This window comes from Arthrobacter sp. UYCu712, assembly GCF_040547005.1.
In the GTDB taxonomy this organism is placed as follows: Bacteria; Actinomycetota; Actinomycetes; order Actinomycetales; family Micrococcaceae; genus Arthrobacter.
In genome coordinates, this window is the sequence record NZ_JBEPOZ010000006.1 from 68,784 (window position 1) to 83,218 (window position 14,435).

Genomic DNA, 14,435 nt, shown 5'->3' on the forward strand with positions numbered 1-14,435 from the left:
TCAACCGGCACGGGCTCAACCGGCGCGGGCGGGTAGGACGGCGGCGGCGGGAGCCGGGTCGGAGAACGCCAGCCGCGGCACCAGGACCAGCGCGGCGGCCGCGGCCAGGCCGGTCATCCCGCAAATGGTCCACACCGTAAGGTAGCCGGCCAGGGGCGCTGCGGTCTCCCCGGAAGCCACCGCGGCGGCGCCGGCCTCCCGGAGGACGTGGCTCAGCAAAGCGATGCCGAACACGGCTGAGGCGAAGGCCCCGCCGATGGTCTTGGTCGTGTTGGTGAGGCCCGTCGCCATCGCGGTCCGGTTCAGCGGGGCCGCCGACGCGGCGGCCGAGGGCAGCGCCGCGACCAGCGCTCCGGAGCCGACGCCGGCCACCGCCATGTTCGCCAGCGCTTCGGCCAGGCTGCTGTGGAAGGGCAGGAACAGCAAATAGCCCAGGCCCACCAGCGCGGCGGCGCCCACAAGGGTCCAGCGCGGCGTGATCCGCCGGGTCACGAGCGGGTAGAGCAGCGCACCCACCAGCAGCGCCAGCACATAGACGCCGATGATGATCGAGACCTGGCCGGCGCGCAGGCCCAGGCCGTAGCCGTGCAGCGCCGGATCGGTCCGCGCGAAGGTCGACAGCGGCGCCTGCGCCCCCAGCACGGAGACGCCGAACAGCCCGGCGGTCAGCTGGACCGGCCACATCGACTTGTCCCGCAGCATCCGGATGTCCACCAGCGGATCTGCGCGTCCCAGCTCGAAGCGGGTGAACGGGACGAAGACCAGGAGCCCGGCAGCCGCCAGGGCCCATGGCCACCAGGCGCCGGGACCGTTGAGGCGCATGAAGGTCAGCCCCGAGGTGATCAGCAGGAGCCCGAGGGCGAGCAGCGTGAAGCCGCGCGTGTCGACCCGGCCGCCGCTGCGGGCCGTGGACTCGGGGACCCCGAACCGGATGGCAAACCAGCAGGCGGTCACCGCCACGGCGGGAACCAGCAGCACCAGCTGCAGCTGGCCGGCGAAGGCCTCGACGAGGGCTCCGGCGGCCAGGGCGCCGGCGATGACGCCGAATTCCAGGGCGCCGACGAGGATGCCGGCCGCGCGCCGGGTGCGGGCGGCGCCGTCGGGAAGCTGGTGCACGCGGCTGAAGATCAGGGCTATTTCCAGTGGCAGCCAGACCACATAGAAGCCCTGCAGGGACCACGCCGCGAGGAACGTCCAGAAGTCGGGCGCCAGGGCCACGCCCCAGGAGGCTGCGGCGGTCAGCACCGTGGAGGCCAGCAGGATTTTCCGCTGGCCGTACATGTCGCCGAGCTTCGCGAGCACCGGCACCGCGAGGGCGCTGACCATCAGCTGGGCGGCCTCGAACCAGTTGACGTCGCCGTCGTGGATGTTCAAGTGCCTGGCGATATCCGTGAGGATGGGCGTGTAGTACCCCTGCAGGATTCCGCTGGTGATTTCCACCAGACACAGAAAAGCGACGACGCGGCGCATGGCTACCTTCCGGGCGGGCTGAACACCTGACGCCAGCCGATTGATTGCATCCTAGGCCAGCGCTCCGCGCCGGCGGGGATACCGGCACGGGAATATTCGTCCGTGACGGGCGTTATACCCGTCGATAGATGCAAATGCATGTATACCGGTTATAGTAGAAGCAGCTCCCGGATCCATCCGGCCACGGAAAGGCACACCATGCAGATCGGCGTATTCAGCGTCAGCGACATCACCACCGACCCCACCACGGGCCGCACCCCGACGGAGCACGAGCGCATCAAGGCGTCCGTGGCCATCGCGAAAAAGGTCGAGGAAATCGGCATGGATGTCTACGCGATCGGCGAGCACCACAACCGCCCGTTCTTCTCCTCCTCCCCCACCACCACACTCGCGTACATCGCGGCCCAGACCGAGCGCATCATCCTGTCCACGGCCACAACGCTCATCACCACCAATGATCCGGTGAAGATCGCCGAGGACTTCGCGATGCTGCAGCACCTCGCCGACGGCCGCGTGGACCTGGTCCTGGGCCGCGGCAACACGGCGCCGGTGTACCCCTGGTTCGGCAAGAACATCCAGGACGGGGTTGAACTCGCGATCGAGAACTACTCCCTCCTGCGCCGCCTCTGGGACGAGGACACCGTCAACTGGTCCGGCAAGCACCGCACCCCGCTGCAGAACTTCACGTGCACGCCCCGCCCGCTCGACGGCGTCGCCCCCTTCGTGTGGCACGGCTCCATCCGCACGCCGCAGATCGCGGAAGTAGCCGCCTACTACGGCGACGGTTTCTTCGCGAACAACATCTTCTGGCCCAAGGAGCACTACCAGCAGCTGATCAGCCTCTACCGCGAACGCTACGAGCACTACGGCCACGGCAAGGCCGACCAGGCGATCGTGGGCCTCGGCGGGCAGTTCTTCATGCGCAAGAACTCCCAGGACGCCGTCAAGGAATTCCGCCCCTACTTCGACAACGCGCCGGTCTACGGCCACGGCCCGTCGCTGGAGGACTTCACCTCGCAGACCCCGCTGACGGTCGGCAGCCCGCAGGAAGTCATCGAAAAGACGCTCACCTTCCGGGAGTACTTCGGCGACTACCAGCGCCAGCTGTTCCTGATCGACCACGCCGGCCTGCCGCTGAAGACCGTGCTGGAGCAGCTGGACCTGTTCGGCGAAGAGGTCCTGCCGGTCCTGCGGAAGGAATACGCCGCCCTCACCCCGGCCCATGTCCCGGAACCGCCCACCCACGCCGGACGCGTGGCAGTTTCCTTGGCCGGAGCCGGCGAGGCGTCCGGCCCGGCTGAAATCCCCGCCAATGAGAGTGCGTGATGTCCGCCAAGACCACAGAATCACCGGTTCGCCTGGCCGCGGAAACCTGGGAGTCCCTGTTCCGCGCCCAGGTGGCCGTGATGCGCAGGCTGCAGGCGGGGCCGGCGTTCAAGAGTATCGCCCTCAACGAGTACGACGTGTTGTTCACGCTCTCCCGGTGCCCGTCCGGCTGGCTCCGCCTCAACGAGCTTAACGACCACGTCCTGCTGAGCCAGTCCAGCCTGAGCCGGCTGGTGGAACGGCTCGAAAAGCGCGGCTACGTGGCCCGGATGCCGGCCCCCGACGACGGCCGGGGGGTCCTGCTCAAACTCACGGAATCCGGCTGGGAGCTGCAGAAGCAGATCGGCCGGGAGCACGTCCGCGACATCGCCGCCCTAGTGGTCCCGGCCCTCACGGCCGCCGAACAGCAGGAGCTGCTGCGGCTGACGGAAAAGCTGCGGGCGTCGGTGGCCGCCCGCTAAGGGACCCCGGCCCTGAGGGACCCCGCGCTAGTGGATGACGACGAGCCCGGCCGGGTCCTCCACCGGCAGTTCGCCGTGGACGATCGCCGTGACCCTGAGTTCCTTGAGGATCAGGCTGCCGCCCACCGTGGACAAGAAGGCCGTGTCGGAGGAATCGCGGCCGGCGGTGATCCGGATCATGCTGCTGCGCGGCGCCAGGCCGGTGGGGTCGATGACATGCCACTCCCCGCTGATGTACGCCTCGGCGACCGCGTGGAAGTCCATCGGGCTCAGCCCGGGGGCATATACCGCGGCCAGCCGGGTCGGGACGTTCTTGGAGCGGAGCAGGGCAATCGCCAGGTGCGCGAAGTCCCGGCAGACGCCGCGGCGGTGCAGCAGCGTCTCGACGGCGCCGTCGGTCCCCCGCGAGGACCCGCTCACGTAACTCAGCTCGCTGAAGACCCAGTTCCGCACGGCGTTCAGGAGCTCTTCGCCCTGCAGCCCGCCGAATTCCGCATAGGCGGTCGGCAGCAGCCGGTCGGACTCGGCGTAGCGGCTGGGCCGGACGTAGCGGATGAGCTCCATCAGGCCAGGTTCCTCCGGCAGGGCGAAACCGGCGACGGTGGCGGAGTATTCCACCAGGACCTCGGTGGGCTCAGCGAATTCCATGTAGTGGAACCGCCCGCCGTGGTGGTCCGAGAGTTCCGTCAGGGCGACGTCCACACCTTCGGCCGTGACGGACAGCGATTCCTCGAAGCCGCTGTAGCCGGCGTTGCGTGCCACTGACACCGCCAGTGCGACTTTGGTGTCGGCCACGGTCTTGAAGGCCATGCGTGCGGCGACAGAGCGTTCCATGTATCTCCGGGGGTGAGGTGGCAACAGATTGGCAGAAGGCCGTCCGCCGTCGCTGGCCCGTCGGTGGCCGGAGCGGCGCGGTACTAGTTTTTGACCTTCAGAGACATTAGCATCCGCTGGACGTTGGCGAATTCAGTGCCTTCGTTGACGTATTTGGCGGCCTGGACGAGGGTATCGAAGGACTTCGCCGGGGCCACCTTCTGGTCCGGGGCCAGCGCCTTCAACATGGTCAGGTCACCGAAGGAGTAGTCGCCCTTCCCCTGGGGTCCGCGGACCACGTTCTGCAGGCCGCAGGATTTTCCGCCGGCGCCGCCCACCACGTTGGTGATGCCGTAGGAGCCGAAGAACTTGTAGCCCTGGATCACCCGGAACACGGCGTGCGGGTCGATGGTGCCGTCGCCGCCGCGGTGCGGCAGGTCCACCGGAACGCTGCTGACCACGACGTACTCCTTGGCTGCGTCGTCCGGGCAGGCCGGGACCGGCTGGGGCTGAAGCCCGGTCTGCAGGGTGGCGAGGTAGCCGCCCGTGGCGTCCTTGACCTCGATCTTGAGCGCGCCGGGCAGGGTGCCCTGATCCGGCGTCACGGACTGGGCAATCCACTCCTCCGGGAGCTCGAAGCTCACGGTCTTGGCCGGATCGGTGAACACCTTCCAGGCCGACGCCGTCGAACCGGGCGAAGAGCCGGGCGCCGCAGAGCCGGACCCGGACGCCGTGGCCTCCGGCGATCCGCTGGGGGATCCGGTGCCCGCGGACGGTACCGCCGACGTCGTGCTTGCGCCCGGGCTGCCGCCGGCGGTCCAGACCGGTGTGCCCTTCCCGTCGCTGCTGCATCCCGAAAGCGCGGCCGCGGTGAGCGCCAGCGCCGCGGCGATCCTGATCCCCAGGGAGATAGCCGTCCCAGTCATGCTGCCAGCGTAGTCCGGCCCGGCGGCGGCTCAGAGTTCCCGGATCAGCGTTTCGTAGAAGCGGACGCCCCGGCACAGGGTCTCGAGCGAAATCTTCTCGTCCACGCCGTGGATGGATGCGCGCGCCGGGACATCCATGGAGAAGGGTGCGAACCGGTAGACCGCGTCGCAGATCCCGGTGAAGCGGCGCGAGTCCGTCCCGCCCATCATGATGTAGGGCGTGATGATCGCGTCCGGGAAGGTCGCCGCGATGGATTGCTCCACCAGGTCCCATTGCGCGCCCGTGGACAGCGAGACCGGGGAAGGCTCGTTGGACTCCACCACGCGCAGTGCCACATTCGGGTCACGGATGATCTTCCGCAGCCGTTCCACGGTCCCCGCGACGGTCTCCCCCACGGCCACCCGGATGTTGGCGTTGGCCCGGGCCGTTGCCGCCAGGACGTTGGCCCCGGCACTGCCCTCGAGCATGGTGATGGCCACGGTGGTGCGGGTCATCGCGTTGGTCTCGTTCCCGAGCCGGCCGAAAAGCCACGTCAGCGGCACCCTGAGCAGGGACACGTTGGCGAAGACGGCCCGCATCGGTGCCGGGGTGTGCGGGCCGAACCGCCGCAGCATCTCCTCGGTCACCGCGGGCAGGGACTGCGGGAAGGGATGCCGCTCAATCCGGACGATTGCCCGGGCGAGGCGCGCGGTCGCGCCCATCCGGGGCGGCGCCGAGGCGTGCCCGCCGGGGTCGCGGGTGAGCAGCTCCACGTCCAGGATCCCCTTTTCCGCCACCCCGACGACGGCGGCCGGCTGCCGCACGCCGGGGAACGCGCCCCCGGCCACGGCTCCGCCTTCATCCAGCACGAGCCAGGGCCGGATTCCCCGGACCTCCAGCAGTTCCGCGGCGGCCGCGGCGCTGGCCCCGGCCGTTTCCTCATTGTTGCCGAAGGAGAAGTAGAGGTCATGGGCCGGGGCGAACCCGACGCCGAGGAGCGCCTCGGCGGCTTCCAGGACCGCCACCAGCTGGCCCTTGTCATCCAGGGTTCCCCGGCCCCACAGGAAGGTTCCGTCGTTGTGGCCCGAGAACGGCGGCCGGGTCCAGGCGTCCGGGTCCCCCGCCGGAACGACGTCGTAGTGAGCCATCAGCACCGAGGGCCGGGAAGCTGCGCCGTGGCCGGTCCCGGGCCAGCGGTACAGCAGCGCGTGGCCGTTCACCCGTTCCAGCTCAAGCGCTGCGTGCACGGCTGGATAAAGCCGGGCCAGGGCGGCGATGAAGCCCTCGAACGCGCCGGTGTCCACCTCGCTCCCGGTCCGGCTCGAGACGGTGCGGAACTGCACGAGTTCGGACAGGGAGGCGGCGGCGCGGCTGGCGGACCCGGGGGCGGCGGTATCTTGCATGCGCGAAAGTCTATGTCCCGCCGGGGGCTTTACCGCGGCGCGGTGCGGTTGAGAACGCCGCGGGGAAAGCGGGATACGCTTGGGGGCATGGCGGAGCAGCGTTTTGACGGAACGAATTTTGGTGACGAGGACAGCGTGGCGGACATCTCCGCCGTCGACATCGCTGACTGGAGGCTCCGGACCTTTGCGCTCTATGCCACGGTGCGGAAGCTCGCCGCGGAGGACCCCGCCGAGGCCCATTCGTACTGGCGCCACGAACGGGACCGGATGTTCGGCACCCACCCGGCGTCGCCGCTGACCGCCGCGGCCAAGTCAAACTTCGGCGGGCTCAAGACCGCGGACTACGATCCCATCTACCGCTTCCACATCCCGCTGACCAGCGAGGGCGCCGGGCGGGAAATGAACGTGGATGCGGGGACTGACGGCCTGGTCCGCTTCGTCCGGCTCGGCACCTTCGACCTTCCGGAGCTGGGCCAGCTGGCCGTCTGGAAACTGAACGGCTACGGCGGCGGCATCTTCGTGCCGTTCCGTGACGCCACCGCCGGGCAGCCCGGCGGCAGCTACGGCGCCGGCCGCTACCTGCTGGACACCATCAAGGGCGCCTACCACGGGGTGAACGGGTCCGGCCCGGACGCCGAGTTCGTGGTGGACTTCAACTTCGCCTACAACCCCTCCTGCGCCTACAACGAGGCGTGGGCATGCCCCCTCGCCGGCCCCTCCAACCGGCTTGCCGTGGAGATCCCGGTCGGCGAACTGTACTGAGCGGATGGATTCCCAGCTCGAACAGCAGGCTCCTCCCGCCGCCGTCGTCCGCAGTCCGGCCAGCCGCCGCCACCGCGGGATCCTCCGCTACCCCCTGATCCGGCAGCTGATCCGGTTCACCGGAGTCGGCATCGTCTGCACTATCACGTCCCTGGCCCTGTACGCGTTTCTCCGGCCGTGGATCGGCGCCCAGCCGGCCAACGCGGCGGCGCTTATCCTCACTTCGCTGATGAACACCGCACTGAACCGCCGCCTGACGTTCAAGATCACCGAGCGCCGGCGGATGAAACGCGACCACCTCAACGGGCTGATCGTGATCCTCGTGGCGCTGCTGATCACCGGCGGCAGCCTCGGCATCCTGCACTGGATCAGGCCGGACGCCACCGTGACCGAGGAGCTGTGGACCACAACGCTGTCCGGCTTCGTTGCCACGGCCGTGCGCTTCACCATGCTGCGGCACTGGATTTTCCGCCGGGCCCGGCACCGCTAAACCCCTCGTCAGCCCTACCTCCGGTTAAGCTATCTGCTGGAGTCGCTATTCGGGCCCGATAAGGACTCAAAGTGGTAGCTCAACCCGGTGGTGGGGGCGGCTAACCGGCGGGGCGGCTGCCGAGGGCGCGGACGCTTGCGACGGCGGTGCGCACCGCGGCTGCCGCCTCCTGCAACGCAGCGGCCGTGATGGTCGAATCGAAGCTGAACCGCACGGCCGTGTGCGCTACTTCGGCGTCGATCCCGAGGGCGAGGAGCACCGGGGACGGCGCGTCGGACCCCGCGGCGCAGGCGGAACCGCTCGAGCAGATGACTCCCTGGCGTTCGAGTTCCAGCAGCACGGACTCGCCGCTGGTCCCCGGAAAGCAGAAGGACGCCACTGAGGGCAGCCGTCCGGTGGGGTGGCCGGTGAGGACCGCGCCGGGGACATCGTCCAGCACGGTCCCGATGAATGCGTCGCGCAGGGCGGAAACCCGTGCCGCGAGCTCCTGCTGTGACCCCCGGGCCAGGGTGAGCGCCGTTGCGAGGGCCACGGCGCCGGCAACGTTTTCGGTGCCCGAGCGACGGCCGCGTTCCTGCCCGCCGCCGTGGATCACGGGCTCCAGCCGGGTCCGGCCGCGCACGAAGAGCGCCCCGTTCCCCTTCGGCGCCCCCAGCTTGTGGCCGGAGAGGCTCAGCGCATCCACGCCGAGGGCTGCGGTGTCGAGCGGCAGCCAGCCGGCGGCCTGGACGGCGTCGGTATGGAACGGGATGCCCTGCGCGCGGGCCAGCTCGGCGAGCCGGGCGATGGGCTGCACCGTACCGACCTCGTTGTTGGCGTACATGATGCTCACCAGCGCCGTCTCCGGCCGGAGGACCGCGGCGAGTGCCTCCTCGGTGACGCGGCCGTAGGGGTCCACCGGGACCACGTCGACGGCGAAGCCGTGCACCCGTTCGAGGTACCGGGCCGATTCCTCCACGGCGGGATGCTCGACGGCGCTGATCACCACGCGGTCCAGCCGCGGGTCCGCGGCGCGGCGGGCCAGGGCAATGCCCTTGACGGCCAGGTTGTCCGCCTCCGTGCCGCCGGAGGTGAAGATGACCTCGCCCGGGCGGCAGCCGAGGGCCGTGGCCGTCGCCGCCCGGGCACCCGCGAGCGCCGTGGCCGCGGCGTCGCCGAGGGAGTGGTGGCTCGAGGGGTTGCCGAACTCCCCCGTGAGGTACGGCCACATGGCTTCAAGCACCTCGCGGCGGACCGGGGTGGTGGCGGCGGCGTCCAGGAAGATCATGGCGGTCCTCAGCCGGCCGGCAGTTCCGTGGCGGGAACGGGCTCGAGTTCGATGTCGAGTCCGAGGTCCAGCGCGGTGACGCTGTGGGTGAGCCCGCCGATCGAGATGATGTCCACCCCGGTCGCGGCGATGCCGGCCACCGTGGCCAGGTTGACGTTGCCGCTGGCTTCGACGCGGGCGCGGCCGTCGACCAGTGCCACTCCGGCGGCGAGCTCGGCCAGGGAAAAGTTGTCCAGCATGATGGTGTCCACGCCGGCGGCGAGCACGGGTTCGATCTGCTCCATGCTGTCCACCTCCACTTCGAAGTGGGTGGTGTGGCCCAGCCGGGCTTTGGCCTCCTGCAGCACCGCCGTGAGCTTGGACGCGTCTCCCCCGGTGAGGACGGCCAGGTGGTTGTCCTTGGCCAGCACGGCGTCGGAGAGGCTGAAGCGGTGGTTCGCGCCGCCGCCGCAACGCACGGCATAGCGTTCCAGCACCCGCAGCCCCGGCGTCGTCTTCCGCGTGTCGGTGATCCGGGCCCTGGTGCCGTGCACCAGCGCCACGAACTCCGCCGTCTTCGTGGCGATGGCGCTCATCCGCTGGACCAGGTTCAGGGCCACGCGTTCGGCAAGCAGCACCGCGCGCGCGTTCCCGCGGACCCTCGCCAGCGGCGTCCCGGCGGCAAAGCCCGCACCGTCCGCGACCAGGAGCTCGACGTCGGCAGCGGCGTCCGTGAGCTTCATGGCGGCGGCGAACACTTCGCCGCCGCTGAACACGCCGGGCACGCGGGCGGCCAGCACCGCGGTCGCCCGGGCCTCCGCGGGGATGAGGGTCTGCGAGGTGATGTCCCCGTACGGGGCGTCTTCCTGGAGGGCGGCACACAGCACGGCCTGGACGGCGGATGCGGGCAGGGTCCCGGCGAGCGCCGGCGGCACGGCGGGGCGTGCGGTGGTTGCGGTGGTTGCAGTGGCAGCGGGTGCTGTCATGACGAGATCCTTTGCTTGGGCCGGGATGCGGAGGCATGCCGGTGGCCGGACGTACCGGCCATCGAGAGGGAGCGGGCGGGCGCAACCAGCACCGCGGAGTGCGCGGCGCCGGCCGTGCTGTCGGAGCGGAAATGCGCGCCGGCGGAGACTGTCCGCTTCCGCGCCGCCGCCACTAGAAGCTGCGCGGCGAGCAGCAGGTTCCGGTCCTCGTGGGCGGTCTGCTCGGGTTCGGTTCCGGGCTCCGCGGCGGGGGCTGCCGCCCACAGCGCGAGCCGCACCGCGGCGTCGTCGAGCCCGGTTCCGGTGCGCATCACGCCTGCGGCGCCGGTCATCAGCCCGCGCAGGGCGTCCCGGCTGAACGGGACCGTCGACGTGCCGGGCTCAGCGGCGGGGAGTTCGTCCCTGCTGCCGGCGACAGCCGCCGGGACAGCCGCAAGGCCGTTCTCCGTGCCCGGTCCGCCGAGGAAAGCTTCCACCGCGCGACGGCCGAAGACGAGACCCTCCAGGAGCGAGTTGCTGGCCAGGCGGTTGGCGCCCTGCACCCCAGTGCAGGCCACCTCGCCCGCGGCGTACAGTCCCGGCACGGAGGTGCGTCCCCAGATGTCAGTGGCCACACCGCCCATCCAGTAGTGGGCCGCCGGGGAGACCGGCAGCGGTTCCGTGGCCCAGTCGTAGCCGGCGGCGCGGGTGGCCGCTGTGATGGTGGGGAAACGCCGGGCCAGGAAGCCCTGTCCGCGGGCTTCCTCGACACCCCGGGCGTCCAGGTACACCGGGCTGTCCGGCGCCGCCCCCGTGGCGGCGAGATGCAGGGCGATGCTGCGGGAGACGACGTCGCGCGGGGCCAGTTCCGCGTCCGGGTGGTAGTCCGGCATGAAGCGGTGGCCGGCGGCGTCCAGCAGCACTGCGCCCTCGCCGCGGACGGCCTCGGAAATCAGCAGCGCAGGGGGGCCGCCCGGGACCTCGGCCGCGGCCAGGGTGGTGGGGTGGAACTGGAAGAACTCCAGGTCCCGCACCGCCGCGCCGGCTCGCCACGCCAGCGCGAGGCCGTCGGCGGTGGCCACGGAGGGGTTGCTGGTGCGGGCAAACAGCCGTCCGGCACCGCCGGTGGCCAGCAGCACCGCGTCCGCGGCAAGCTGGCTGCGCTCGCCGCCGGAGAGGTAGGCGATGCCGGTCACGCGCCCGGACATCGGATCGGTCAGCAGTTCGGTGGCGAAGGCGCCCGCCAGGATCCGGAGCCGGCCGCCGGCTGCGCGTGCCAGGACGGCCGCCACCAGCCCGCGGGCGATGCAGGCGCCGGTGGCATCCCCGCCGGCGTGCAGGATGCGGGGGGCGGAGTGGGCGGCCTCGAGCCCCAGTGCGGGGCCGCCGTCGGGCTCCGCGTCGAAATGCACGCCGAACCGCCGGAGCCCGGCGATGTCCCGGACAGCTTCGGTGCAGAGGATCCGCACGGCCTCCGGGTCGTTCAGCCCGGCCCCGGCGGCCAGGGTGTCGGCAATGTGGGCCGCCACCGAATCGCCGGGGAAGGCGTCGCCCGGTGACAGGACGGCGGAGACGCCGCCCTGGGCGTAGAAGGTGTTGCCCTGCTCGAGGGTCCCCTTACTCAGGAGCACCACCTCGACTGCGGGGCTGCCGCCCGGGGCGCCCGGGGCGCCCACAGCCTCGGTCCCCGCAGCCTCGGAGGCGAGCAAGGCGGCGTAGAGACCGGCGATGCCGCTGCCGACAATCACAAGCCGCCTGGTCACGGCCGCGCCGCCAGCATCCGCTCGAGGGCAACCCGTGCCGGGGCCGCGACGCCGTGGTCGACCGTTATGCGGTTGAGCACCTCACCGCGGACGAGTGCCTCCAGCACCCAGGCCAGGTAGCCCGGGTGGATGCGGTACATCGTGGAGCAGGGGCAGATCACCGGGTCCAGGCAGAAGATCGTGTGCTGCGGGTACTCCGCGGCCAGCCGGTTGACCATGTTGATCTCGGTGCCGATCGCGAACGTGGTGGGTTCGGTGGCCGCGGCGATGGCCTTCTTGATGAAGTCGGTGGACCCGGCGGAATCGGCGGCATCCACCACCTCCATGGGGCATTCCGGGTGCACGATCACCTGGACACCCGGGAAATCGGTGCGGGCCTTCTCGATCTGGCCCACGTTGAAGCGCTTGTGGACCGAGCAGAAGCCGTGCCACAGGATCACCCGGGAATCGAGCAGGGCCTGCTGGTCGTTGCCGCCGAGGTCCTTGCGCGGGTTCCACATCGGCATCTGCTCCAGCGGTACGCCCATGGCCTTGGCGGTGTTCCGGCCCAGGTGCTGGTCCGGGAAGAACAGCACGCGCTGGCCGCGGTCGAACGCCCACTCCAGCACCGTCGAGGCGTTGGAGGACGTGCAGACGATTCCGCCGTGCTCGCCGCAGAAGCCCTTGAGCGCGGCCGAGGAGTTCATGTAGGTGACCGGGATGACCGGGACCCGGCCGTCGGCGTCGGGCTCCGTGCCGAAGAGTTCCTCGAGCTGTTCCCAACACTCGGTGACGGAGTCGATGTCCGCCATGTCCGCCATCGAGCAGCCCGCGGCCAGGTTCGGCAGGATCACGGCCTGGTCCGGCCGGGACAGGATGTCAGCCGTCTCAGCCATGAAGTGCACGCCGCAGAAGATGATGGCCTCGGCGTCGGGGCGGGTCAGGGCGGCGTTGGCCAGCTGGAACGAGTCGCCGACGAAGTCCGCGTACTCAATGACTTCGTCGCGCTGGTAGAAGTGGCCCAGCACCACGGCGCGGTCCCCGAGGGCTGCTTTGGCGGCCCGGATCCGGAGGTCGAGTTCGGCGTCGCTGGCGAGCTTGTACTCCTCAGGCAGCTGGCCCTGGCGCGGCGTGGCCACGGGGGCGACGTCGGCGCTGGAGGCACCCGGGCCGTAGGCAGGCACGCCGGCGAGGGCCTCGGCGAGGTCGTAGTCCCAGGGGCCGCGGGCGAGTGCCGGGCTGCAGGTGGAAGCGGTTGCTGCAATGCCTGCCGTAGGGCCCATGGCCCCCTGTTCGGCCTGTTCGCGCGTGATCAGCTGGATGGCTGTGTTGACGCTGCTCATGGTGTGCTCCTGTTGTCTGGATCAAGGCCCGGGCGGCCGGTAAAACGGTAGAGGCGGGGCGGCCGGTGTTTGCCGCCCTGCAGGTACTGGTCGGTTTCTTCGATCTCGGGCGTGGCCTTGACCTGGCGGCGGAAGTTCGCCGGATCCAGTTCGCGGTCCAGGACGGCCTCGTAGACCTCCCGGACCTGGGCCAGGGTGAAGTATTCGCCGAGCAGGTGGTAGGCGATGGAGCCGTAGGCCATCTTGTTGCGCAGCCGCCAGAGGGCGTAGTCGATGATCGCGTTGTGGTCGAAGGCCAGCTCGCCCAGCCGGTCGGCCCGGAACCAGCGGACGTTCTCGGATTCGTCCGCGAGGGCGGCCTCGGTGGGCTGGACCAGCGCCCAGTAGACGATCGACACGACGCGCTGGGTGGGCGAGCGGTGCAGCCCGCCGAAGGCGTACAGCTGCTCGAGGTAGCTCGGCGCGAGCCCGGTGGTGTCCCGCAGGTTCCGGGAGGCGGCGTCCGGCAGCGACTCGGAATGGCTCAGCGGGCCGCCGGGGAGGGCCCAGAGCCCCTTGAACGGTTCGCGGATTCGCCGCACCAGCGGGATCCAGAGGGTGGGGCGCCCGGAACGTTCGCTGGGGCGGAGCGCGAAGATCACGGTGGAGATGGCCAGCGACGGCGGCGCGAGCTGGCGCTCCGAGACGTTGGCTGCTGTTGTGTAAACGGTGACCCACCCCGTCTTCCCAGGTTTCAGGACCGGCAGGGAACGGCCTGCCCGGTCAGTCCGGCCCGATCGCCGGAGTAGTTATAGTCAGATTGACTAGAACTAATCATACGACGGCGCCCACCGCGTGCAAAATGTTTCCGGTCACATTCCCCGGGCGGCGGCTTCCAGCAGCGGAAGGGTGCGGCCCTGGAAGTGGGTGTTGAGCACGATCACCGAGGAGGAGCGCAGCACGGTCCGGGTGGCGATCATGGCATCCAGCACACGCTGCAGGTCCGGGTTGGAGCGGGCGGCTATCCGGGCCATCAGGTCCGAGCTGCCGGAGACGGTGTGGATCTCGATCAGTTCCGGAATCTCCGCGAGAGCCTCGACGACGGCGTCGTGCCCCAGGTCCTGGTTGATGGTCAGGGAACAGAAGGCGACCACGGGGAAGCCGAAGTGCGCCGGATCCGGCTGCGGCACCCAGGAGCCGATGACGCCGCTGCCCTGCATCCGGTCCAGCCGGGACTGCACTGTGGCGCGGGCGACCTTCAGCACCCGGGAAGCTTCCAGCACGGACGCCCGCGGCGAGTCCGTGAAGAATCGGACAATCTTCGCGTCCAGAGCATCAACGTCCATCGGATTTTCCTCCTGAAGCAGCTGCGATCAGACAAACGGCTGATACAACTCCCGTTTCGACTGACAAACTGCCACCATGCTCTCACGGCGGCGGAGCGGCGGCAGCCCACCGGGCAGCGCAAAGGCGGTAAATTCAATAGGTCCCATAAGGACCACAGGATCCAAACCACAAGAAGGTTCGCC

The 14,435-nt window shown here is 70.1% G+C and carries 15 protein-coding genes; 5 read left to right on the top strand and 10 right to left on the bottom strand.

The features are described 5' to 3' along the window. Positions 1 to 15: 15 nt before the first annotated feature. Positions 16 to 1,440 (bottom strand): MFS transporter, encoded by a 1,425-nt coding sequence (locus tag ABIB51_RS08100; protein WP_354187236.1) that lies wholly within the window; start codon positions 1,438 to 1,440, stop codon positions 16 to 18. 228 nt (positions 1,441 to 1,668) lie between these two features. On the opposite strand from ABIB51_RS08100, the gene ABIB51_RS08105 reads away from it, so the two are divergent. Both ABIB51_RS08105 and ABIB51_RS08110 read left to right on the top strand, forming a co-directional pair. Continuing rightward, positions 1,669 to 2,796: an LLM class flavin-dependent oxidoreductase gene (locus ABIB51_RS08105; protein WP_354187238.1), complete on the top strand. Its 1,128-nt coding sequence runs from the start codon at positions 1,669 to 1,671 to the stop codon at positions 2,794 to 2,796. Then, positions 2,796 to 3,257: a MarR family winged helix-turn-helix transcriptional regulator gene (locus ABIB51_RS08110; RefSeq protein WP_354187240.1), complete on the top strand. Its 462-nt coding sequence runs from the start codon at positions 2,796 to 2,798 to the stop codon at positions 3,255 to 3,257. Before ABIB51_RS08105 ends, ABIB51_RS08110 begins: the two co-directional genes overlap by 1 nt. A gap of 27 nt (positions 3,258 to 3,284) precedes the next feature. Here ABIB51_RS08110 and ABIB51_RS08115 read toward each other — a convergent pair whose 3' ends face one another. Together ABIB51_RS08115 and ABIB51_RS08120 are read right to left on the bottom strand one after the other, a co-directional pair. Further along, the gene (locus ABIB51_RS08115; RefSeq protein WP_354187242.1) at positions 3,285 to 4,091 is read right to left on the bottom strand and encodes a transglutaminase-like domain-containing protein; all 807 of its coding nucleotides are present in this window, start codon (positions 4,089 to 4,091) and stop codon (positions 3,285 to 3,287) included. An 83-nt stretch (positions 4,092 to 4,174) separates the two neighbouring features. After that, positions 4,175 to 4,738, bottom strand: coding sequence for a hypothetical protein (locus ABIB51_RS08120; protein ID WP_354187244.1), 564 nt, complete (start codon positions 4,736 to 4,738; stop codon positions 4,175 to 4,177). On the opposite strand from ABIB51_RS08120, the gene ABIB51_RS08125 reads away from it, so the two are divergent. After that, positions 4,731 to 5,009, top strand: a complete 279-nt coding sequence (locus ABIB51_RS08125; RefSeq protein ID WP_354187246.1) for a hypothetical protein — start codon at positions 4,731 to 4,733, stop codon at positions 5,007 to 5,009. The two genes, ABIB51_RS08120 and ABIB51_RS08125, sit on opposite strands and share 8 nt — an antisense overlap. Before the next feature lie 17 nt (positions 5,010 to 5,026). On the opposite strand, the gene ABIB51_RS08130 is transcribed toward ABIB51_RS08125, so the two are convergent. Continuing rightward, complete coding sequence (locus ABIB51_RS08130; RefSeq protein WP_354187248.1) at positions 5,027 to 6,379, bottom strand: M20/M25/M40 family metallo-hydrolase; 1,353 nt, start codon at positions 6,377 to 6,379, stop codon at positions 5,027 to 5,029. An 87-nt stretch (positions 6,380 to 6,466) separates the two neighbouring features. Here ABIB51_RS08130 and ABIB51_RS08135 point away from each other — a divergent pair, with 87 nt between their 5' ends. Further along, a complete protein-coding gene (locus ABIB51_RS08135; protein ID WP_354187250.1) occupies positions 6,467 to 7,141 on the top strand; it encodes a DUF1684 domain-containing protein in 675 nt (224 codons plus the stop codon). Between the two features lie 4 nt (positions 7,142 to 7,145). Continuing rightward, positions 7,146 to 7,631: a GtrA family protein gene (locus tag ABIB51_RS08140; RefSeq protein ID WP_354187252.1), complete on the top strand. Its 486-nt coding sequence runs from the start codon at positions 7,146 to 7,148 to the stop codon at positions 7,629 to 7,631. A gap of 100 nt (positions 7,632 to 7,731) precedes the next feature. Here ABIB51_RS08140 and ABIB51_RS08145 read toward each other — a convergent pair whose 3' ends face one another. The 6 genes from ABIB51_RS08145 to ABIB51_RS08170 all read right to left on the bottom strand — a co-directional run bounded on the left by ABIB51_RS08145 (position 7,732) and on the right by ABIB51_RS08170 (position 14,252). Next, positions 7,732 to 8,898, bottom strand: a complete 1,167-nt coding sequence (locus ABIB51_RS08145) for a cysteine desulfurase family protein (RefSeq protein WP_354187253.1) — start codon at positions 8,896 to 8,898, stop codon at positions 7,732 to 7,734. A gap of 8 nt (positions 8,899 to 8,906) precedes the next feature. After that, the gene (gene nadC, locus ABIB51_RS08150; RefSeq protein ID WP_354187255.1) at positions 8,907 to 9,863 is read right to left on the bottom strand and encodes a carboxylating nicotinate-nucleotide diphosphorylase; all 957 of its coding nucleotides are present in this window, start codon (positions 9,861 to 9,863) and stop codon (positions 8,907 to 8,909) included. Then, positions 9,860 to 11,605 (bottom strand): L-aspartate oxidase, encoded by a 1,746-nt coding sequence (nadB, locus tag ABIB51_RS08155; protein WP_354187257.1) that lies wholly within the window; start codon positions 11,603 to 11,605, stop codon positions 9,860 to 9,862. Before nadB ends, nadC begins: the two co-directional genes overlap by 4 nt. After that, positions 11,602 to 12,927: a quinolinate synthase NadA gene (nadA, locus tag ABIB51_RS08160; RefSeq protein ID WP_354187259.1), complete on the bottom strand. Its 1,326-nt coding sequence runs from the start codon at positions 12,925 to 12,927 to the stop codon at positions 11,602 to 11,604. Before nadA ends, nadB begins: the two co-directional genes overlap by 4 nt. Continuing rightward, positions 12,924 to 13,664: an NUDIX hydrolase gene (locus tag ABIB51_RS08165; protein WP_354187513.1), complete on the bottom strand. Its 741-nt coding sequence runs from the start codon at positions 13,662 to 13,664 to the stop codon at positions 12,924 to 12,926. The genes nadA and ABIB51_RS08165 overlap by 4 nt, the downstream gene beginning before the upstream one ends. Positions 13,665 to 13,778: 114 nt before the next feature. Then, complete coding sequence (locus ABIB51_RS08170; protein ID WP_354187261.1) at positions 13,779 to 14,252, bottom strand: Lrp/AsnC family transcriptional regulator; 474 nt, start codon at positions 14,250 to 14,252, stop codon at positions 13,779 to 13,781. Between the last annotated feature and the right edge of the window lie 183 nt (positions 14,253 to 14,435).

Excerpts from the sequence above, each read along its gene's own strand:
- ABIB51_RS08140 (WP_354187252.1), top strand. The coding sequence starts at position 7,146 with ATGGATTCCCAGCTCGAACAGCAGGCTCCTCCCGCCGCCGTCGTCCGC.
- ABIB51_RS08130 (WP_354187248.1), bottom strand. The coding sequence starts at position 6,379 with ATGCAAGATACCGCCGCCCCCGGGTCCGCCAGCCGCGCCGCCGCCTCC.
- ABIB51_RS08145 (WP_354187253.1), bottom strand. The coding sequence starts at position 8,898 with ATGATCTTCCTGGACGCCGCCGCCACCACCCCGGTCCGCCGCGAGGTG.
- nadA (WP_354187259.1), bottom strand. The coding sequence starts at position 12,927 with ATGAGCAGCGTCAACACAGCCATCCAGCTGATCACGCGCGAACAGGCC.
- ABIB51_RS08135 (WP_354187250.1), top strand. The coding sequence starts at position 6,467 with ATGGCGGAGCAGCGTTTTGACGGAACGAATTTTGGTGACGAGGACAGC.
- ABIB51_RS08115 (WP_354187242.1), bottom strand. The coding sequence starts at position 4,091 with ATGGAACGCTCTGTCGCCGCACGCATGGCCTTCAAGACCGTGGCCGAC.
- nadC (WP_354187255.1), bottom strand. The coding sequence starts at position 9,863 with ATGACAGCACCCGCTGCCACTGCAACCACCGCAACCACCGCACGCCCC.
- ABIB51_RS08170 (WP_354187261.1), bottom strand. The coding sequence starts at position 14,252 with ATGGACGTTGATGCTCTGGACGCGAAGATTGTCCGATTCTTCACGGAC.
- ABIB51_RS08105 (WP_354187238.1), top strand. The coding sequence starts at position 1,669 with ATGCAGATCGGCGTATTCAGCGTCAGCGACATCACCACCGACCCCACC.
- ABIB51_RS08110 (WP_354187240.1), top strand. The coding sequence starts at position 2,796 with ATGTCCGCCAAGACCACAGAATCACCGGTTCGCCTGGCCGCGGAAACC.